The sequence below is a fragment of the Streptomyces sp. NPDC006332 genome, assembly GCF_040612855.1.
Taxonomy (GTDB): domain Bacteria; phylum Actinomycetota; class Actinomycetes; order Streptomycetales; family Streptomycetaceae; genus Streptomyces.
The window spans coordinates 27,802-47,903 of the sequence record NZ_JBEXRA010000026.1 but is presented as its reverse complement, the minus strand read 5'-3'; the positions used below and the strand labels follow the sequence as shown (position 1 = coordinate 47,903).

Below are 20,102 nucleotides of genomic sequence, written 5' to 3'. Positions count from 1 at the left end.
TTGCGTGGCGTATGCGGACTACGTCTGGTACGACAACCCGTACCCGACCGGATACAGGACCCGCGCCGGATCGTCCGCCCGCTGTACCGCTACCGGCAGCTTTCCGCGTGGTCGGACCCGTCCCGCGATCACCCGGGCCGCCGCCCGCAGTTCGACGTCGGTCCAGGAGTACGCGGCCAGGAAGGCCGGTGCGGACGGCAGGTGGGCCACGTCGTACGGATTGCGGATCGCGACCGCCACCACCGGCTTCCCGGTCGCCACCAACTGCTCGACCAGCGTCTTCTGGCTACTGCTCGCCGAGACGTTGTACGTCCCGACCACCATCGCGTCCACCTCCCGCGCCGCCGCGACGGCACCGGCGATGGTGGCGGAGGAGGGGGCCGTGCCCGTCGGCAGGGCGGTGGCGGTGAAGCCCAGTTCGGTGAGGGCGGCGGCCAGCACGCCGGTGGGCGGCCCCGTCGTCCCCGACGGCGAGGCGGGGTCCGCGCCGACGACGAGCAGCCTGGGGTGGCGGCGCCGGGAGAGCGGCAGCAGGGCGCCCTTGTTGACCAGCAGTGTGGTCGTCCGCTCGGCGATCCGGTCGGCCGCCGCGAGGTGCGTCCGGGTGCCGACCGTGCGGGCGACCCCCGCCTGACTGACGTACGGCTCCTCGAAGAGCCGCAGCCTCGCCTTGAGCCGCAGCACCCGCAGGACCGACGCGTCCAGCCGCTCCTCGGTGAGCTCTCCGTCCCGTACGGCTTTCAGGACGGCGTTCCACGCGACGTCCAGGGAGGGCGGGTTGAGGAGCTGGTCCACGCCGGCCTTGAGCGCGAGCACCGGCACCCGGTCGTCGCCGTACTTGGTCCGCACGCCCTCCATGCCGAGCGAGTCGGTCACCACGACCCCGTCGTAGCCGAGTTCACCGCGCAGGATGCCGGTGAGGATCGGGCGGGAGAGAGTGGCCGGGTCGCCGGAGTCGTCGAGGGCCGGGAACTGGATGTGCGCGGTCATGATCGAGTCGATGCCGGCGCGGACGGCGGCCCGGAAGGGGACGGCGTCCAGCTTCTGCCACAGTTCCCGGCTGTGGGTGATGACCGGGAATCCGTAGTGGCTGTCGACGGCGGTGTCGCCGTGTCCGGGGAAGTGCTTGGCGGTCGCGGCGACCTTCGCGCCCTGGTAACCGGCGACCTCGGCGGCCACCAGAGCGGCCACCGCGTCCGGCTCGGCACCGAAGGACCGTACGCCGATGACCGGGTTGGCCGGGTTCACGTTCACGTCGGCGACGGGGGAGTAGTTCTGCCGGATGCCGAGCGCGCGCAGCTCCTGTCCGGCGATCCGGCCGAGGGTACGGGCGTCCGACCTCGACCGGCCGGCACCGAGGGCCATGGCGCCGGGGAAGAGGGTGGCGGGCTTGCCGACCCGGCAGACGATGCCGTGTTCCTGGTCGGTGGAGATGAGCATGGGCAGGCCGCGCGGCTGCTTCAGGGAGACCTGCTGGATCCCGTTGGACAGGGCGGCGATCTGGCGCGGATCCCGGGTGTTGTGCGCCCAGGTGAAGTAGATGATGCCGCCGACCCGGTACTTCGCGATCAGCTCGGCGGCCGTGCGGACGCCGAGTTCCTTGAGGTTGGCGTCGATGTCCGCCTGGTCCGGGGCGGTGGCCGAGTGGCCGTAGACCCGCGTCACGAAGAGCTGCCCGACCTTCTCCTCCAGCGTCATGCGGGAGACGAGGGCGCGGAGTTTCTTGTCGTCGGGGGTGGCCGCGGTGGCGGCGGTGGCGCCGGCGGTCAAGGTGACGGTGACGGCTGCGGTGGCGCCGAGGAGGGTGCTGCGTCTGGACGGTTGTGCGGTGCTTGCCGTGCCTCTTGTACTGTCCGGGCTTCCTGAGGTTCCTGTGCTTGCTGTGCCGGAGTCGCGCACGTGCACTCCTTCCCTCGTGAAGGAAACTGCCGAGGAGTCACGAATATCCGGGAAGTTTCTGCCAGTCAAGGGAGCGCGCGGGACTCGGCGAAGGGCCGCCACCGGCGCTGTTGGAGGGGGCGCGCCGATGGCGGTGTGCTGTCGGCCGAGGTACGGCGGAGAGGGTAAGTCAGCGTTCGCAGCCAGCAGCGAGGCCGACACCGCACCACGGTGACTCTCCGACAGCTTGCGGATTGGACGAGCGGGAATGGGGCGGGGTTCCCGGCTGGGGCCGGATTCCCCGGAAGTCGGTGCGCCAGGGGCCGATGGGTTCGAAGAGGCGCGTGCGCAGACCGCTTCGGGTCTTCGGGTCACTTGCTCGGGAATCTCGTTCGACGCCCCCGGATGTGTACGCGAGACTTTCCCGGGTTTCCACGAGGAGTTCGGGGCGCTGCGCGCGCGATGGTGAGAGGTGGCGGGAAGTGACCTTCAAGCTGGAGGGACCGGTCCTGGAGGGCACGTCGGTGCGTCTGGAGCCGTTGGAGCGGCGGCACGCGGCCGAGCTGGCGGTGGCGGCCGAGGAGGACAGGAGCAGCTACGCGTACACCTCGGTGCCGACGGCCGACGAGGTCGGGGAGTACGTCGACGCTCAGCTCGCCCGAGCGGCAACCGGGTGGATGGCCCCCTACGCGCAGATCTCGACGGCCACGGGCCGGGCGGTCGGCGCCACCGCCTACTTGGAACCGCGCTGCTGGCTGTCCGACGACCACCTCGACGCCGTGGAGGTCGGCTCCACCTGGCTCGCCGCCTCCGCCCAGGGCACCGGCCTGAACGCCGAGGCCAAGCTCCTCCTGTTCCGGCACGCCTTCGAGCAGTGGGGCGTGTCCCGGGTCGACCTGAAGACCGACGCCCGCAACGCGCGCTCCCGGGCGGCGATCCAGAGTGTCGGTGCACGCTTCGAGGGCGTGCTGCGCAACTGGTCCAGCTCCCGGGCACCGGGGGAGGACGGCCGGCTGCGTGACTCCGCGATGTTCTCGATAACGGCGGAGGAATGGCCGCACTGCCGGACCCGGCTGGAGGAGCGTGTGGCGAGGTATCCGGCGCGCGCGTAGCAGACGGGCGAAGGTCAGGCCGAGTCGTTGAGCAGTCGGGCCAGGTGCTCCCGACCGGCGTCCAGCAGGTCGGGCAGCGGCGCCGCGGCCTCGTACCACCGCTTCTCGTACTCCCAGCACAGCCAGCCGTCCCAGCCGTGCCGGGAGAGGACCTCCACGCACTCGGCGAGCGGGAGCACGCCTTTACCGAGCGCCAGCGGGGTCGTGTCCTCCGCCGACGCGATGTCCTTGACCTGGACGTATCCGAGGTGCGGGGCGAGGGCCGCGTACGTCTCCGAGGGCTGTTCGCCGCCCAGCCAGGTGTGCATGACGTCCCACAGCGAGCCGACCTGGCGGTGGCCGACCGGGCCGAGGACGCGGATCGCGTCGGCGCCGGTGCGGTGCGAGTCATGGGTTTCGAGGAGGATGCGTACGTCGAGGTCGGCGGCGTACTCCGCGGCCGTGCCGAGCCGCCGGGCGGCGGTCGCGTCGGCCTCCTCCCGGCTCTGCTCGGTGCCGCCGCCGGGGAACACCCGGACGTAGGGCGCGCCGAGGTCACGGGCGAGGTCGAGGAGCCGGCGGATCTCCTCGATCACGGGCTCGTCGTCGCCCGGCGCGGCCACCCGCGCGTATCCGGCGAGGCCCAGCACCGACACCCCCGCGGCCTTGAACTGGGCTGCCGCGTCGGCGCGTTGGGTGAGGTCGAGGCCGGGGTGCACCGGCTCCTCCGGATGGGCGCGCAGTTCGACGCCGTGATAGCCGTGCTTCGTCGCAAGGCGCAGGACGTCGGGGAGCGGGAGGCCGGGAACGCCGAGGGTGGAGAACGCCAGTTTCATATTCCTACTGTCACTCGCGGATCTGCTCTGGTCCAGACGGGGGCCGGTCCGTGTCGGCCCCGCCTGTCCCTCACCTGTGCCCGGTGGACCGGTTGTCACTCCCGCCGGGCCTGTGGTTTCGACGTCGCCGTCATCCCCGCACGGCCCGGCGATCCGCCGTCGCGTCATTCACCCATGGCCCGGCGATCCGCCGTCGCCGTCATCCCCCAACGGCCGGTCGATCCACCGCCGACGTCACTGACCCGTGCCCCGCAGGTCCAGCCGCCAGTCCTGCCCCGTGAGGTCCTGGCCGAAGGACCGGTGCTGTTTCTCGGCGGTGAGCACGAAGCCGTGGCGCTGGTAGATGCGGCGGGCCGCGCCGAGGATGTCGTTGGTCCACAGGACGATGTCGCGGTAGCCGACGTCGCGCGCGAAGTCCACCAGAGCCCCCACGAGCCGGTCGCCGATGCCGAGGCCGCGCGCGTCCGGCTCGACCAGCAGCAGCCGCAGCCGGGCGGAGCCGGGCACGTCGTCCCGTACGCACATCACGCACCCCACCGGACGCCCGTCCAGCTCGGCGATCCACGTCCGTTCCAGAGCCGGGTCGTGATCCTCCGTGTAGTCGGCGACGATCCTCGCCACCAGCCCCTCGTAGTCGGCGTCGAAGCCGTACTCGGCCGCGTACAACGCCGCGTTGCGCTGGATGATCCAACCCAGGTCGCCGGGGCCGGGTCCGCGCAGCACGACGTCCTCGCGGCGCGGCGGGCGACCGTCGGAGAGGATCTCGCGGACGGTCCGCATCGCCTCCGACAGGCGGGGCCGGTCCGGGGAGGGCACGGTGGCGAGCAGCGCGCCCACGGATTCGTTCGCGCGCTCCGCGAGCAGCGTGGCGGTCTTCCGTCCGCTCTTCGTGAGCGTGATGTGCCGTCGGCGGGGGTCGAGGTCCGAGGTCGTTCGCTCGATCAGCCCGTCCTGCTCGAATTTGTTCAGGATCCTGCTCAAGTAGCCCGCGTCCAGCGAGAGTTCGGTCCGCAGATCGACCGCGTCCGTCCGCGGGGAGTGCGCGAGCTCGTACAGGACGCGGGACTCGGTGAGGGTGTAGGGGGCGTACAGGTGGCGGCTGTAGTCGAGCGCCCCGATGACGTTCGTGTAGAAGCGGTTGAAGGCACGGATGTCCTGAACAGTCATGATCGGCGACCCCAGGTGGCCCGAGTGATTGGCTGCGATAGTTGACTCAGTCAGAGATATCTCGGAGTTGAGGGTAGGCCGAGCCGGCGCCGTACGTCCATGGCTTTGCGGTGCACGACTTCCCCGCTGTTCGGGTCGCTCGTAGCGAAGACCGCCTACCCCCGGTCCGGGTTGGGCCGGGCGGTGCCGTCCGGGACGGTCTCGGGTTTGGTGTGGAGGATCTCGCGGGCCTGTTCCGCGGCGCGGGCGATGCTCTCGGAGACGAAGTCGAGGAAGCGGGCGATGTTCTCGAGGCGGGCTCCGGCCGGGGTGCCGGAGCCGAGGACGCCCACGCCCTGCTGCGCGACCCCGACGAGCTGGGCGGTGGAGCGGGCGCTGGCCATCATCGACTGGTAATAGACGTCGTCGTCGACGACGTAACGCTCGCGGCGGCGTTCGTCGCGTTCCCGGCGGACCATGCCCTGGCTGTCGAGGAACGAGATCGCCTTGGAGACGGACGCGGGGCTGACCTGGAGGCGCTGGACGAGTTCGGACGCGGTGAGGCTGCCCGTGTCGGTGATGGTGAGGCAGGCCATCACCCGGGCCGGCATCGTGGGCATGCCCGAGGCCATGATGACGGTGGTGAACACCTCCTCGTACTCGCGCACGGCCTCGGCGTCGCGCCCGTGTGCCTGCGGGAGCGCCTGGGGTCCCCGGGGCGTGGCCTGCCTGCGCCGGTGGGCGCGGCGTTCGGTGGCACGGTGGGCCAGGTCGGCCCGGTACGTGGCGGGGCCACCGTTGCGCATCACCTCACGCGTGATCGTCGAGGTCGGACGGTCGAGGCGTCGCGCGATCTCGGCGTAGGGGAGGCTGTCGGCGAGCCCCAGCGCGATCTGCCGGCGTTCCTGCTGGGTGAGCCTGCCTCCCGGCATCGCGATCTCCTCGGTGGTTTTTCGTGGCGGTTCGTGGCTCCCTCACCATAGCGTTCACTTCTCAACCATTGCAACGGCATGTCAACGACCGTTGCGTTATTTTCAGGTTCATTGCAATGATTTTCTGGCCGTTACCTGTGTAAATGCATCTTCAGCGCAACGAGCTTGTTGCCGCACATTGGAAAGCAACGTAGCGTTTCCGATGTCAGAAACAAGAAACGAGCACCGGAGAGCATGATGCAGAAGTTCGACACCCCCGCCCCGATCTCCGCGGTCCTGGACATCCCCGCCGGACGGGTCCAGTTCATCGCCGCCGACCGCGCCGACACCACCGTCGAGGTCCTGCCCGCCAACCCCTCCAAGGGCCGCGACACCGAGGCGGCCGAGCAGACCACCGTCGCCTACACGGATGGCGTCCTGCGGATCACGGCGTCGACCTCCGACAGGCAGCTCTTCGGCCCCTCCGGGTCCGTGGAGGTCACCGTCAAGCTGCCGGCCGGCTCCCACGTCGAGGCCAAGACCGGCAGCGCCGAGCTCCGTGGCGTCGGACGCCTCGGCGACGTCGCCTTCGACGGCGCGTACCGCCGTATCAAGATCGACGAGGCCGCGAGCGTCCGCCTCACCGCGACCGACGGCGACGTCGAGGTCGGACGGCTGGGTGGCTCCGCGGAGATCAGCACCGCACGGGGCGACATCCGGATCGCCGAGGCCGGGCGCGGCACGGTCGTGCTCCGCACCCAGTCCGGCGACATCTCGGTCGTCGCGGCCGCCGGCGTATCGGCCGCCCTGGACGCCGACACCGGCTACGGCCGCGTCAGCAACGCACTCAAGAACGACGGCACCGCCGAACTCGACATCCGCGCCACCACCGCCCACGGCGACATCGCCGCGCGCAGCCTCCACGTGCGCGGCCTCGAGAAGTAGTAGCCCCACCAGAAACTCTCACTCGGCCAGCAGGAACACCGGACCAGGGGGACCACATGACCAACAACGGCAATTTCACGACCAGTTCGAAGTGGACCGGCATGGTGCCGGTCGACGACACGGCCCTGGCCGTCACCGACACCGGCGGCCCCGGGATCCCGGTGGTCTACCTCAACGGCCAGTTCGCCACCCAGGGTTACTGGCGGCGGGTCATCGCCGAACTGGGGCCGGACTGGCGGCACATCACCTACGACGAGCGGGCCCGCGGCAAATCGAAGCGTTCGGCGGACTACTCCTTCGAGGCCGCGGTCCGGGATGTGGACGCCGTTCTCGCGGCCAGGGGTGTGGACCGGGCGCTTCTGGTGGGCTGGTCCTACGGGGCGGTCGTCGGGGCGCACTGGGCGGCCCGGAACCCGGAGCGTGCCATCGGCGCGGTTTTGGTCGACGGCGCGTTCCCGTACGACTGGCTCGACGAGGCCATGGAGCAGCGGATCCGGAAACTGTTCCGGCGATTGGGCTGGTTCATGCCGCTGCTGCGCCCGACGGGCCTGACCCCGCGGATGACCGCCGAACAGCAGGCGAACAGCAACATCGAACTCGGCAAACTCTCCCGCGAGCGTGAGCTGGGCCCCGTGCTGGACGACACCACCGCCCCGGTGCGGTACGTGGTCGCCTCGGGAACGTCCTTCGGGAGCCGTGATGACGAGCAGGAACGGATACGCGCCGGCCTCGACGCGGTGACCGCCCGCAACTCGAACATCAAGATCAGCGCGAAGGTCCCCAGCAACCACGGTGCGATCCTCAAGAAGGACTTCCCGGCCGTCGCCGAGGCCGTACGTGAGGTCGCCGCACTCGACCACGGGGGGAGCCGCACGGCCCCGTGACCGCAGCAGCGTCAGCCCTGGGTCGGAGGCGGGTGGGCCGCCACCGACCCGGCCGTGGCGGGCGCCGTCCTACCCCCGCGGCACCCCGGAGGACCCCCGCACCATCAACTCCCCCCGGATCACCGCGATCCCCCCGGGCGGCGGCTCCTCGCGCCCCATCGCGATCCGCCCGGCGCGCGCCCCCGCCTCGGCCAGCGGCAACCGCACGGTCGTCAGAGAGGGCACCGCGTCGATACTGAACGGCAGATCGTCGAACCCCGCCACCGAGACGTCGTCCGGAATCCGCCGCCCCGAGTCGCGCAGCGCCGCGCACGCCCCGAGCGCGACGGAGTCGTTCGCCGCCACGACCGCCGTCAGGGAAGGGTCCCGGCGCAGCAGCTCCAGCGTCGCCTCGTACCCGGACCGCCGGTCGTAGCGCCCCCAGACCGTCCACCGTGGATCCTCCGCGATCCCGTGCTCCGCCAGGGCAGCCCGGTGCCCCTCCAGTCGGTGCCGGGTCGTCGTGCGTTCCTCGGGACCCGCGATGTAGCCGAGCCTTCGGTGTCCGAGCCCGATCAGGTGCTCGGTGAGTTCCCGTCCGCCCCCGCGGTTGTCGAAGGTCAGTGCGATCGCCCCGGTCTCAGGCGCCGGTGGGCGCCCGCACAGCACCACCCGTGTCCCCGCCTCCGCGAGCTTCCGCAGCTTCGCGTCCATGGCCCTGGCGTGCGGTACGTCCTCCATGGCGCCGCCGGTCAGTACCACGGCCGCCGCCCGCTGCCGCTGCAGCAGGGTGATGTAGGTCAGCTCGCGTTCCGCGGAGCCCCCCGTGTTGCAGACCACCGCGAGCCGTTCCCCGCCGGCCCGCCCGCCGGGCCCCCCGATCTCGGCCTGGATGGCGCTCGCCATGATCCCGAAGAACGGGTCGGCGATGTCGTTCACCAGGATCCCGACCAGGTCGGACGTGGCCGCGGCGAGTGCGCTCGCGGGACCGTTGAGCACGTAGTCCAGCTCGTCCACCGCCCGCAGTACCCGCTCCCGGGTGGTGGCCGCCACGGGATAGTTCCCGTTCAGCACGCGCGACACCGTCGCGGGCGAGACCTGTGCGCGGGCCGCCACGTCCGCCAGGGTCACCGTCATCTCGTCGTCCTCCGGTCGCGCATCTCGTCGTACGTCCTCGTGGCCGAGCCGCCCCGCGGCCCGACCCCCACAGGGCCGAGCCGTCCCTCGGCCGAGCCGTCACGCGGCCGGGCCGTCTCGCTGGGTAGACACGCCCCCACGGGCACGGTTCCGATCGTGTCGAGCAGACCATAAAGCCCCGACCCCCAGTTGTTCGCCCCCTCGAACAACTCAACCCCGTCACGGTCTTGTCTGGACCGCTGCACAGAGGCTAGCTTCTTCATAGATAGAAAGCGCTTGCTGTGCCGCTCATCAGTAGAGGCGTACGCGGCGCGCACAACCGCGTACGAAACGCGAACGAACGCTGCGTACGACACCTACGAAGGGAACGACGTGACACGCAAGACGGTGCGCATCGCCATGAACGGCGTGACCGGGCGCATGGGTTACCGCCAGCACCTGGTCCGCTCCATCCTGGCCCTCCGCGAACAGGGCGGCCTCGACCTCGGCGACGGCACCGTGCTGTGGCCGGAGCCGATCCTGGTCGGCCGCCGTGAGCACGCCCTGCGGGCGATGGCGGAACAGCACGGCCTGGAACACGTCTCGACGGACGTGGACGCGGTTCTCGCCGACCCGACGGTCGACATCTACTTCGACGCCCAGGTCACCTCCGCCCGCGAGGAGGCGCTCAAGAAGGCGATCGCCGCGGGCAAGCACATCTACACCGAGAAGCCCACCGCCACCGGACTCGACGGCGCCCTGGAGCTCGCGCGCCTCGCCGACAGCGCCGGCATCAAGCACGGCGTCGTCCAGGACAAGCTCTTCCTCCCGGGCCTGCTCAAGCTCAAGCGCCTCATCGACGGCGGGTTCTTCGGCCGCATCCTCTCCATCCGCGGCGAGTTCGGCTACTGGGTCTTCGAGGGCGACTGGCAGACCGCCCAGCGCCCGTCCTGGAACTACCGCGCCGAGGACGGCGGTGGCATCGTTGTCGACATGTTCCCGCACTGGGAGTACGTCCTGCACGAGCTGTTCGGCCGGGTGAAGACCGTCCAGGCCCTCACCGCCACCCACATCCCGCAGCGCTGGGACGAGAACGACAAGCCCTACGACGCCACCGCCGACGACGCCGCCTACGGCGTCTTCGAGCTCGACGGCGGCGCCATCGCCCAGATCAACTCCTCCTGGGCCGTGCGCGTCAACCGCGACGAACTGGTCGAGTTCCAGGTCGACGGCACCGAGGGCTCCGCCGTCGCCGGTCTGCGCAACTGCCGCGTCCAGCACCGCAGTTCCACCCCCAAGCCGGTCTGGAACCCCGACATCCCCGCCACCGAGGCCTTCCGCGACCAGTGGCAGGAGGTCCCGGACAACGCCGAGTTCGACAACGGCTTCAAGGCCCAGTGGGAACTGTTCCTCAAGCACGTCTACGCCGACGCCCCCTACCACTGGGACCTGCTGGCCGGTGCCCGCGGCGTCCAGCTCGCCGAGCTGGGCCTGAGGTCGTCCGCCGAGGGCCGCCGTCTCGACGTACCGGAGATCTCGCTTTGAACCCTCCCCCCGTTGAAGCCGGGGGATTCCTGACTCAGGAAGCCCCACCGATCAGCGACCAGCAAGGTCTTACTCCCTCAGCGCCAGCCGGGACGGAACCTGCCCGGTTGCCTGAAAGCGTTGATGTGCGCCGGCTTGGCTCTCGCTCAGCGCGCTGTGCGCGCTTGGTTCTCGCTACGCACGGTATGCCGCTTACAACATTTTGTAGTCGCCCGCTCGGCGCATCCTCAAAGGAGATCCGGTGACCATCCGACTCCCGGGCAGCGAAGGCACGCTGCGGGCCTACGAACCCCGCACCGCACCGCTCGTGGTGGCGCCCGGCACGCCCTTCACCTCCCGTACGGTCTTCTCCGCGGCCCACGTGGTCGCCGACCCGTACGCCGACACCACCCCCGACTCCCCGGCCGCCGTCGACTGGGACGCCACCCTCGCCTTCCGCCGCCACCTGTGGTCGCACGGGCTCGGGGTCGCCGAGGCGATGGACACCGCCCAGCGCGGCATGGGCCTGGACTGGGCGGGCGCCGCCGAGCTGATCCGCCGCAGCGCCGCCGAGGCCAAGGCGGTCGGCGGTCTCATCGCCTGCGGTGTCGGCACCGACCAGCTCACCGGCCCGGCGTCCCTCACCGAGGTCCGCGCGGCCTACGAGGAGCAGCTCGCCCTCGTCGAGGAGTCCGGAGCGCAGGCCATCCTGATGGCCTCCCGGGCGCTCGTGGCGGCGGCGAAGGGCCCCGAGGACTACCTCGACGTCTACGGCCACCTGCTGCGCCAGGCCACCGAGCCGGTGATCCTGCACTGGCTCGGCCCGATGTTCGACCCGGCGCTGGACGGCTACTGGGGCTCCTCCGACCTGGACGCGGCCACCGACACCTTCCTGGAGGTCATCGCCGCCCACCCGGACAAGGTGGACGGCATCAAGGTCTCCCTGCTGGACGCGCAGCGCGAGGTCGACCTGCGCCGCCGCCTCCCGCAGGGCGTCCGCTGCTACACCGGCGACGACTTCAACTACCCCGAGCTGATCGCGGGCGACGAGCAGGGCTTCAGCCACGCCCTGCTCGGCATCTTCGACCCGCTGGGCCCGCTGGCGGCCGAGGCGGTCCGCGCCCTCGACACCGGCAACACCGCCGGCTTCCGTGAACTCCTCGACCCCACCGTCGAGTTGTCCCGCCACCTCTTCCAGACGCCGACCCGTTTCTACAAGACGGGCGTGGTGTTCCTGGCCTGGCTGGCCGGTCACCAGAGCCACTTCACCATGGTCGGCGGCCTCCAGTCGGCACGTTCCCTGCCGCACTTCGCCCGCGCCTACGAACTCGCCGACGGCCTCGGCCTGTTCCCGGACCCGAAGCTGGCCGAGGAGCGGATGAAGACCCTGCTGTCCGTGTACGGAGTTGACCAGTGACCGACCTCGCGCGCTTCAGCATCAACCAGATGACCGTCAAGCAGCTGTCGATCCCGGAACTGGTCGACACCTGCCTGGAGTTGGGCGTGCCGGGCGTCGGCCTGTGGCGTGAACCCGTCCAGACGTACGGCGTGGACGCCACCGCCAAGCTGGTCCGCGACGCGGGCCTGGCCGTCACCACCCTGTGCCGGGGCGGCTTCCTCACGGCCATCGACCCGGACGAGCGCGCCCGCGCCCTGGACGACAACCGCCGCGCCGTCGACGAGGCGGCCACCCTCGGCACCGACGTCCTCGTCCTGGTCTCCGGCGGCCTTCCCGCCGGCTCGAAGGACCTGCGCGCGGCCCGGGAGCGGATCGCCGACGCCCTGGCCGAACTGGGCCCGTACGCCGAGGACCACGGAGTGAAGCTGGCCATCGAGCCGCTGCACCCCATGTTCGCCTCCGACCGCTGCGTGGTCTCCACCCTCGCCCAGGCCCTGGACCTCGCGGAACGCTTCCCGGCCCACCAGGTCGGCGTCACCGTGGACACGTACCACATCTGGTGGGACGACACGGCCCCCGAGCAGATCGCCCGCGCGGGCGCCTCCGGCCGCATCCACACCTTCCAGCTCGCCGACTGGACCACGCCCCTGCCCGAGGGCGTCCTCAACGGCCGCGGCCAGATCGGCGACGGCGCGATCGACATGCGCGAGTGGCTCGGCTACGTGACGGCGGCCGGTTACACCGGCCCGATCGAGGTCGAGCTGTTCAACGACGGGCTGTGGGCGCGGGACGGGCGGGAGGTGCTGGCGGAGACGGCGGAACGCTTTGTGACGCACACGGCCTAGCGGACAGCGTCGTCAGGGCTTCCCGTGCTCCGGACAGCTGTCCTGGTACGGGAGTCCTGACACGTACGTCGACCACTTGTCCTCCTTCGGCGTCTCCCAGTCGTCCTCGCGGAGCCCTCCCCCTGCCAGCTCGCAGGCCCGGCGGATGGGATCGGCGCTGATGGCGGGGAGGGCGTGCAGGTCCCAGACCTGGACCAAGCCGTCGGCGCGGGAGGTCACGGCGAGACGGCCGTCGGGACTGAAGGCGAGCAGGGTCAGCTGCCTGGTGGCGGAAAGGGTGGCGGCCGTATGCAGGCGGGGCAGGTCTCCGACGTCGGTGAGACGGATGTCTCCGGACTCGGTGGTGGTGGCGAGGAGGTTCCCGGCGGGGTGGAAGACAGGTTCCTTGAAGTCCCCTTCCCCCTCCGGTGCCTCGGCGACCTTGCGGGGGTTCTTCGGGGAGCTGATGTCCAGGAGGAGCAGCCCGCTGCCCGCGGTGGCGAGCAGCTTGCCGTCGGAAGAGAAGGCGGAATCGGCGTACGAGTCACGGAGCCGGATCGGTTCAGCCGAGGGTGAGCGGTAGCGGACGAGGTACGTTTCGGTACCGGAGGGCACCGACAGCAACTCGTTGTCGGGGCTGAACTCGGCCGACGTCAGGGGAGCCACCCCCTCCCTGAACGCGCTCAGTCCCTTGGGGTGTTCGGGGTCTGTCACGTCCCACAGGGCGGCCCATCCGTCGGAAAACAGCGACGCCGCGCCGTTGGCGACCAGGGTCGCGCCGCGCGGCGAGAAGTTGAGGTGCATGACGTAGGCGTCGCCGTGCTTCCTGACGGGGTTGATGACCGACAGCCGACGAGGACGGTCGGGCTGGGTGATGTCCCAGAGGATGATCCTGTCCTTGCGATCGGCTCCCGCGAGAATGTGTCCGTCGGCACTGACGGCGAGGTCCTGGACGAACGCCCCCACATCCACGGACCCTGTGCGCTTCGGGCGGCTCAGGTCCGCCATGCTCCACAGGGTGACCGTCTGTCCGTAACCGGCGAGGGCCATGGTCTTCCCGTCCGGGGTGACGGTGGCCGCCGCAGTGTCACCGCGCAGGTCGCCGATGGTCGCCAGGACCTCGGGCCGTCCGAGGGCGTAGAGACTCCAGCGGACGACGTCCTTCGGGCTCACGGACGTCAAAGAGTCCTCGCCGAAGACCATGTCCAGCGGCTCGCTCACGTGGCCCGGCAGGCTCATCTTCCGCTTGGGTGTCGTGCTGTCCTCGACGTCCCACACCGTCACCGAGTTGTCCAACGAGCCCGTGGCCAGCTGCTTTCCCGAACGGTCGAATGTCAGAGCGGTTACGTCGTCTTTGTGGGCGGGCCAGCTCGTTCGCGTCTTCGGCTGCGCGGGGCTGGTGATGTCCCACAGCGTGACCTCGGTGTAGTTGGTCGTGGCGAGTATCCGGCCGTCGCGGCTGAAGGCCATCTCCTCGTCAACTCGGTCCAAGCGGGTCAGCCGTCGCGGTCGATCCGGCCTGGAGACGTCCCACAGGGTGGCGCCCGAGGTGTGTGTGACGGAGTTCCGGTCGACGGGTTCCTCCTTGAACTCGACCCGCCCCGTCGAACTCACCAGGGTCCGGCCGTCCGGGCTGAAAAGCACGGCGCTGTTGTCGTAGACGTCACGCTCCACGGCCACTCGGCGTGGCTCGTCGCCGGAGAGGTCCCACAGGACCACGGACCGGTGCGACGCGGGGGACCCTTTGTCGCCACCCCATCCGGCGGCGGCCAGCAGCTCGCCGTCAGGACTGAAGGCGACCCCCGACGGATCGCCACTCAGGCCGCCGACCCTCAGAACGGCCGTGCGCTGCGGATGTTTGCGGTCAGCCAGTGACCACAGGACGACGGAACCGTTGTCGCAGGCACCGGCCAGGGTGCGGCCGTTGGCGCTGAACGCGAGGTCGCTGGGGTACTTGCCGCAGTTCTTGAGCGTCGCGAGCTGTCTGCGCCGGGTGGCTTCCGAGACGTCCCACAGCACGATGCGGTCCCCTTGCACGGCGGCCTTCGTTCGGCCGTCGCGGCTGAGGACGGCTGGGTCGGCCGTGACCATTCGCTCTTCGGCGGAGCGGCCCGCGTACCGGCTCTCCGCCAGCGTGCCGAACACGGCGGCTCGCGACTCCGCAGAGGGCTCGATCCGGTGGGCGGCCAGGGCGAGTCGCAGGGACAGTCGCGGGTTCTCGTCACGCAGGTTGCGCGACTCGGCGATGAGGGCGCGCAGCGTCGTCAACCGCCGTTGGTCCTGGGCTTCGCCGCGTTGCCGGTCCGCCTCGACGGTCTGCCACACGGCGAGTCCCGCGACGACGGCCAACGCACAGAGCAGGGACACGAGGACCCGCACCCGCCTCCTGAGGCCTTCCCGTCGCTTCCGGTCCGCCGCCAGGCTGGCATGGACGAGGGCCTCCTCCGTGCGCGGCAGTCGGCGATGGCGCAGCCGTTCCGCCCGGAGCAGGTCCACGGCGGCATCCAGCCTGATGCCCTGCAGCAGCAGGTCCCCGTGCTGCCCGCCCGTGTCCCACTCCCGGGCGCTGTCCGCCAGCTTCTGCCGCTGGACGAGCAGGTCCCTGTCCTCCTCGATCCACGCCCGCAGCCGCGGCCAGGCGTGCAGCAGTGCCTCGTGGGCGATCTGCGCGTACTCCTGGTCCACGGTGATCAGACGGGCGGCGGCGAGCCGTTCGCACACGGAGCGGGACGCGACCTTCTGCGGGGCGGACAGGCCATCGAGCAGGTCGTGTACGGGCACGCGCCGCCGTACCACCACCCCGTCGTCGGTCAAGTGGACCAAACGGAAGAGGAGTTCACGCAACGCTCCACGTTCGGCCGGGGCGAGACCGTCGTACAGGTGGTCGGTGGTCGTCGTGACCGCACGCCAGATCCCTCCGGTCGCCTCGTACCCGGCAAGGGTCAGCGTGGCGCCGCTGCGCCGCAGCCAGGTCTCGCGCAGGGCATGGGCGAGGAAAGGGAGCGCGGCGTCGCGGTCTCGGCCGGCGTCGCCGTGCCGGAGGTCGTGCAGCAGACGGTCGGTCAGGCCGGGTTCGAGGGTCAGGCCGGCGGCCCGGGCGGGACGCTCCACGGCGGCGCGCAGGGCCTCGTCGTCCATCGGTCGCACGGTGAACTGGCCGTGGTCGAGCGCACGGGCGAGACCGGGATGCGTGAGGCAGTCTCCGTAGTGGTCGGCGCGCAGGCCCAGCACCACGCGCGGCGGTTGGGTGCTTCCCTCGGGGCGGGTCAGGACGTCGATGAACCGGGCCCGCTCCTTCGCCACCGTGCAGCGGGTGAAGACCTCCTCGAACTGGTCGACGACGAGGATGCGGTGAGCCTCCCGGCCGGGTAGCGGCTCCGGCAGCCGTCCCCCCGCCAGGGCCCGACGGACCTCGTCCGCCGGCCGACCGGTGGCCCTGGCCCACACCTCGGCCAGCGCCCGCAAGGGATGCGGGCCGGGGGCGGGCAGCAGCACCGGCGGCCACGGCAGGTCGCCGTGTGCCGACTCTTCGGCGCGGCGCCGCTCCAGGCCGGCTAACAGCCCGGCCGTGAGCAGCGACGTCTTGCCCACACCGGATCCGCCGACGAGTACGACGGGTGCGGTGTCACCCCGCCGCGGTGCCCGCGAGTCGTCGCACACGGCGTCCACCAGCCGTCGGGTGAGATCCTCGCGGCCGAAGAAGTGCCGGGCCTGCGTGGTGCCGAATGGCTCCATCCCGGGGTACGGGCACGGCACGTCGGCGGGCGGTTCGGTGTCGGGAGTGTGCGGGTCCCGGTACGCGCGGTTGCGGGTGAGCCGCAGGGAGCCGAGGGTGCCCTCGCTCTGCCGCCAGGGGCGGATCGTCTCACCGTGGAAGGCGCGGTCGACGGCCTCGTACAGCCCGTCCAGCGTGAGCCACGGGGAGCCGGCCGGGTCGCCGTCCGTGAGCAGGCCGATCAGCCGCCCGCCGAACAGCGTGTGCCGGTGGCCGGGGGGCGCGTACGACAGGTCGTACCAGGAGGCCGAACTGAGCAGGAAGCTGCCGTCGGGGCGGGTGACCAGGAAGGGCGGCGAGCCCTGCGCCGGGCCACTGGGCGCCTTGGCGCGGCCCGAGTAGCAGCAGTCCAGTACGACGACACTGCCGCCGGGCGCTTCGGTGAGCAGGTTCCTGAGCGTGCCGTAGGGCACCGCGTCGGCGATCCGGCCGGGTGACCGGCTGGCCCGGGTGGCGAGGTACAGCTCGTCGCCGGGGCCGAGGATGCCGTGGCCGACGTAGCACAGCAGGATCGGCCCCACCGCCTCCCGCACCGCCCGTTCCACCGCCGCGACGACCTCACTCGGCCCGGCGTCCGAGGGCACGCGGTGCACCCGGCCACGCATCCCGCACGCGTCGTTCAGCGCCGCTTCCAGGTCGTCGAGGGTGGTGGCGACAGCCGGGAGGTCGGGCAGCTCGGAGCCCGGGACATGGCTGGGCGTACCGATGAGGATCGCGCACGCTCCCGGCGCCGCGAAGTCACCCAGGTCGCCGTCGTGCACGATGTCCGGCCCAGACATGCGCTACTCCTGCCGTGACGTGCCCTCGTCCGGCCGGGTCGTGGTGCGGGCGGCGCGGTTCGGAACGGGGGCTTCGGTGGCCCCCTCGTCCAGCGCGGCCGTGATCTCGCGGATGAACTCGGCCCGTTTCTGGGGCGAGAGGTTCTTGACGCTGGTGGAGGTGAGGGTGATCTCCGTCCCGTCGGGGCGGGTGACGCTCACCGTGCACGCGGTCCGACGGGTGGCCAGCCATGTGATCAGGCCGGCGGCGAACGTCGTGACGACCCCGCCCGGTTCGAGCAGAGCGAGCAGCGCCTCGCCGGGCAGACCCATGGCGCCCGGTGGCGGCGCCGAGTCAACGGGCCGGAGTCGGCCCCGCAGTTGCGGCTCGCCGGACAGACGTCGCCGCAGATCGTGCACAGAGGTGTCCACGGCCGTGACGCTCCCGGCCGTGCCGTCGACGCTGATCCCCACCCGCACTTCCGTCACGCCCCTACCCATGCCCGCTCCAGCGCCTCCTCACCCGTGGGAGTGCAGGTCGGCCACAGCCAGGGTTTGCTCCGCGTCGTACGCCACGAAAGTCCCCACGCGCTGGAAGCCGAGGCGGGTGGCGAGCTTGAGTGAGCGCTCGTTGGCCGTCTGGGTCACCAGCAGGACCGGCTGGTCGGGCAGCTCGCCGGCGGCGGCGCGCAACACCGCCGAGGCGGCCTCGAAGGCCAGCCCCGCACCCCAACTGCCGCGCCGGAGCAGGTACCCCAGCTCCAGTTCCCCGCCCTCCTCGGTGACATGTCCGGGAAGGTCGGCGGAACGGCGGTCGAGCACGAGTGTCCCGACGCACCGGTCGGATTCCTTGTCGGCGATGACGTAGGTACCGGGCTTGTCGGCAACGGAGCTGATGCCGTTCGCCTCGAAGTACTGCTCGACGGCGCTACGCGGCCGCGGCCCGCCGAGGTGGGCACGGACCTGCGGATCGGTCTGGAGCTCGATGAGGCCGTCGATGTCGGCGGCGTGCGCCTTCCGCAGCCGGAGACGGTCCGTGGTGATCTCCGCGGCGGAGAGCGTGGGTAATGCGTTCATGACACTCGGGTGCCGATGCCGCCGTCCTTGACGGCCGTCACGAACGACGCCCACCGTCGCGCCGAGAACACCAGCGCCGGACCGCCGACCTCCTTGCTGTCCCGCACGGGCACGTCGGCGTAGCCGCGGGCGACTTCGAGGCACTCGCCCTGGTTGCCGCCGCTGTAGCTGGACTTGTACCACCCGGTGAGCGCCGACGAGTCGGAGAGGGCGTGCTCACTGCTGACCATGGGCATGCTCCTCCGCTGCCGTCCTGACGAGGGCCAGTGACTCCTGGTGCGACAACGCGTCGCTCAGCGCTAGAGCGTAAGCGGTCTGGCTGGCGGCCACCAGTGCCGGATCATCCATCAAGTAGCCCGTGAGAAAGGCCTCGACGTAGGCCACCGGAGCTGAATCAGCGAAGCTCATGAGGGTGAGCAGGCTCTGCAGGAGCGGGTGAGCGCCGACACCGTACGGCAGTACGTGCAGCCGCAACCGTCCCGCCTCCGCCATATCCGCGATCTTGTGCAGCTGTTCGGCCATGACCTGTCGGCTACCCACCCGGCGTCGCAGCACGGCCTCGTCGAGAACCGTCCACAGCACGGGGTTCGAAGGTCCGTCCAGAATCCGGGCACGGTCTGTTCGAATGACAACCTCTCTGTCAAGTTCCCCGGCGGTGTGGTTCGGCCGGTACGCGCGGAACACGGCCCGTGCGTAGTCGGGGGTCTGCAAAAGGCCGGGCACCAGGGTCAGGGCGAACTGCTGGATCAGCGTGGCCTGTTGTTCCAATTCAGCGGCGGCAGCGAAACAGTCGTCGTACTTGCTGTCCAAGTCCTCCAGCCATCGCGCGAAGAACCCGTCCGTCCCCAGCGCCCGGTCGATCCGCTGTGCGTCATCCGGCTTCGGGAGCCGCCTTCCCGCCTCGAAGTGGCTGATCAGCGTCGGCGAGCACACGACCTGGTTGCCCAGTTCCTCCTGGGTGAGGTCGGCCGCTGACCGGCGCAGCCTCAGTTCCTCCCCGTACTTCTCCCGTTGCGTCCGCGGCGTTCGAGGCTTCGCCATCCTGCCAACTCCCAACTTGACGTGCGCTTTGTCAACTCCCAGGTACTGGAAGCGTAGCCAGAAGCGACGCCACTCTGTGACTGGTTCATCACCCAACGCGGTCGAGAGAAAGCAGGTCGACATGGGTACCGTCATCGCCCAACTCTTCAAGCAGGCGTCGAGGTTCCTCTCCCTGGCGCGCGGGCGCCGCCGTCCGAGGCCCGCATCGCCCGCCGCGGCGCCCCCCGTTCTCGGGATCGGGCTCGGTTCGGCGTTCTTCCCTCCCGCAGGGGGCGGCAGGTGAGCGACGCCGGATGCGTGGGGCCGGCCGTACGCCTGCTGCCCTGGCTGGGTCCGGAGGGCAAGCCCTGTTACGTGGTGGGGGATGGCATGGGGTACGTCTCACGCCTCGCCGACGAGACCGAACGCGTGCAACTCGGCATGGCCGGTGACCTCCTCGGTCATGCCGCGGAACTCCTGGCCGAGCGGGGTGTCTCCGAAGGCGAGTTGCGCTATCTCGCCCGTTGCCTCGCGGAGTCCTTGCGAGAGGTCAGCCGGGTCGCGGAGAGCCGGGGAGCGCGTCTCGCCGAGAAGCACACGCCATGATCACAGTCAAGTGAGAGCCTGTGTTGTCAGTGGCATCCTGTACGATTCCCGCCGCCGTGTCGGCTTTTGTGGTTACGTTCCAGTAGATCGGGATGATCGAGACATCTTGGCGTCCGGTCAGGTGTGCGCCGCATCACCGGTTCCCAAGTGATTTGCGTCACGATTCACAAGGGCACGATTTCCTGAGCTGGTGGAACGGGTGAACCCAACCCGGAATTGGAGGCTCCGGTTCCGCCGGAACATGGCTCCAGGTGTCGCGATCCTCCTTGCGTGCAAGGCAAGATGGGTGCGTCGCCATGCGCCGCTGTTGCACTCGCCGCAGTTGATCCGGGC

At 70.6% G+C, this 20,102-nt stretch carries 17 protein-coding genes; 7 read left to right on the top strand and 10 right to left on the bottom strand.

Going from position 1 to position 20,102, the window contains the following annotated elements; translation table 11 throughout:
• Positions 1 to 18: 18 nt before the first annotated feature.
• Positions 19 to 1,770 (bottom strand): glycoside hydrolase family 3 protein, encoded by a 1,752-nt coding sequence (locus ABZ027_RS23355; RefSeq protein WP_356771332.1) that lies wholly within the window; start codon positions 1,768 to 1,770, stop codon positions 19 to 21.
• Between the two features lie 590 nt (positions 1,771 to 2,360).
• Between ABZ027_RS23355 and ABZ027_RS23350 the strand changes: the two genes are divergently transcribed.
• Entirely contained in the window at positions 2,361 to 2,990 is a 630-nt protein-coding gene (locus ABZ027_RS23350) for a GNAT family protein (protein ID WP_356771330.1), read from the top strand.
• A gap of 14 nt (positions 2,991 to 3,004) precedes the next feature.
• Here ABZ027_RS23350 and ABZ027_RS23345 read toward each other — a convergent pair whose 3' ends face one another.
• The 3 genes from ABZ027_RS23345 to ABZ027_RS23335 form a co-directional block, all read right to left on the bottom strand.
• The gene (locus ABZ027_RS23345; RefSeq protein WP_356771328.1) at positions 3,005 to 3,805 is read right to left on the bottom strand and encodes a sugar phosphate isomerase/epimerase family protein; all 801 of its coding nucleotides are present in this window, start codon (positions 3,803 to 3,805) and stop codon (positions 3,005 to 3,007) included.
• A gap of 234 nt (positions 3,806 to 4,039) precedes the next feature.
• On the bottom strand, positions 4,040 to 4,972 hold the full coding sequence (locus ABZ027_RS23340; protein WP_356771326.1) for a bifunctional helix-turn-helix transcriptional regulator/GNAT family N-acetyltransferase: 933 nt from the start codon (positions 4,970 to 4,972) through the stop codon (positions 4,040 to 4,042).
• Between the two features lie 155 nt (positions 4,973 to 5,127).
• Positions 5,128 to 5,883: a helix-turn-helix domain-containing protein gene (locus ABZ027_RS23335; protein WP_356771324.1), complete on the bottom strand. Its 756-nt coding sequence runs from the start codon at positions 5,881 to 5,883 to the stop codon at positions 5,128 to 5,130.
• A 237-nt stretch (positions 5,884 to 6,120) separates the two neighbouring features.
• Here ABZ027_RS23335 and ABZ027_RS23330 point away from each other — a divergent pair, with 237 nt between their 5' ends.
• Both ABZ027_RS23330 and ABZ027_RS23325 read left to right on the top strand, forming a co-directional pair.
• Positions 6,121 to 6,807 (top strand): DUF4097 family beta strand repeat-containing protein, encoded by a 687-nt coding sequence (locus ABZ027_RS23330; RefSeq protein ID WP_356771460.1) that lies wholly within the window; start codon positions 6,121 to 6,123, stop codon positions 6,805 to 6,807.
• Between the two features lie 56 nt (positions 6,808 to 6,863).
• A complete protein-coding gene (locus tag ABZ027_RS23325; protein WP_356771322.1) occupies positions 6,864 to 7,691 on the top strand; it encodes an alpha/beta hydrolase in 828 nt (275 codons plus the stop codon).
• Between the two features lie 69 nt (positions 7,692 to 7,760).
• On the opposite strand, the gene ABZ027_RS23320 is transcribed toward ABZ027_RS23325, so the two are convergent.
• Positions 7,761 to 8,807: a LacI family DNA-binding transcriptional regulator gene (locus ABZ027_RS23320; RefSeq protein ID WP_356771320.1), complete on the bottom strand. Its 1,047-nt coding sequence runs from the start codon at positions 8,805 to 8,807 to the stop codon at positions 7,761 to 7,763.
• 372 nt (positions 8,808 to 9,179) lie between these two features.
• On the opposite strand from ABZ027_RS23320, the gene ABZ027_RS23315 reads away from it, so the two are divergent.
• From ABZ027_RS23315 to ABZ027_RS23305, 3 genes are all read left to right on the top strand, one after another.
• The gene (locus ABZ027_RS23315; protein ID WP_356771318.1) at positions 9,180 to 10,331 is read left to right on the top strand and encodes a Gfo/Idh/MocA family oxidoreductase; all 1,152 of its coding nucleotides are present in this window, start codon (positions 9,180 to 9,182) and stop codon (positions 10,329 to 10,331) included.
• Positions 10,332 to 10,572: 241 nt separating this feature from the next.
• Positions 10,573 to 11,727 (top strand): dihydrodipicolinate synthase family protein, encoded by a 1,155-nt coding sequence (locus ABZ027_RS23310; RefSeq protein WP_356771316.1) that lies wholly within the window; start codon positions 10,573 to 10,575, stop codon positions 11,725 to 11,727.
• A complete protein-coding gene (locus ABZ027_RS23305; protein WP_356771314.1) occupies positions 11,724 to 12,554 on the top strand; it encodes a sugar phosphate isomerase/epimerase family protein in 831 nt (276 codons plus the stop codon). The genes ABZ027_RS23310 and ABZ027_RS23305 overlap by 4 nt, the downstream gene beginning before the upstream one ends.
• Before the next feature lie 12 nt (positions 12,555 to 12,566).
• On the opposite strand, the gene ABZ027_RS23300 is transcribed toward ABZ027_RS23305, so the two are convergent.
• The 5 genes from ABZ027_RS23300 to ABZ027_RS23280 are packed head-to-tail and all read right to left on the bottom strand — an operon-like array spanning position 12,567 to position 19,184.
• Positions 12,567 to 17,087: a WD40 repeat domain-containing protein gene (locus ABZ027_RS23300; RefSeq protein WP_356771312.1), complete on the bottom strand. Its 4,521-nt coding sequence runs from the start codon at positions 17,085 to 17,087 to the stop codon at positions 12,567 to 12,569.
• 3 nt (positions 17,088 to 17,090) lie between these two features.
• Positions 17,091 to 17,567 (bottom strand): hypothetical protein, encoded by a 477-nt coding sequence (locus ABZ027_RS23295; protein ID WP_356771310.1) that lies wholly within the window; start codon positions 17,565 to 17,567, stop codon positions 17,091 to 17,093.
• An 18-nt stretch (positions 17,568 to 17,585) separates the two neighbouring features.
• Positions 17,586 to 18,143: a GNAT family N-acetyltransferase gene (locus ABZ027_RS23290; protein ID WP_356771308.1), complete on the bottom strand. Its 558-nt coding sequence runs from the start codon at positions 18,141 to 18,143 to the stop codon at positions 17,586 to 17,588.
• Positions 18,140 to 18,373, bottom strand: a complete 234-nt coding sequence (locus tag ABZ027_RS23285) for a DUF397 domain-containing protein (RefSeq protein WP_356771306.1) — start codon at positions 18,371 to 18,373, stop codon at positions 18,140 to 18,142. The genes ABZ027_RS23290 and ABZ027_RS23285 overlap by 4 nt, the downstream gene beginning before the upstream one ends.
• Positions 18,360 to 19,184, bottom strand: a complete 825-nt coding sequence (locus tag ABZ027_RS23280) for a helix-turn-helix transcriptional regulator (RefSeq protein ID WP_356771458.1) — start codon at positions 19,182 to 19,184, stop codon at positions 18,360 to 18,362. Before ABZ027_RS23280 ends, ABZ027_RS23285 begins: the two co-directional genes overlap by 14 nt.
• 279 nt (positions 19,185 to 19,463) lie before the next feature.
• Here ABZ027_RS23280 and ABZ027_RS23275 point away from each other — a divergent pair, with 279 nt between their 5' ends.
• Positions 19,464 to 19,769, top strand: coding sequence for a hypothetical protein (locus ABZ027_RS23275; protein ID WP_356771304.1), 306 nt, complete (start codon positions 19,464 to 19,466; stop codon positions 19,767 to 19,769).
• The last annotated feature ends 333 nt before the right edge of the window (positions 19,770 to 20,102 follow it).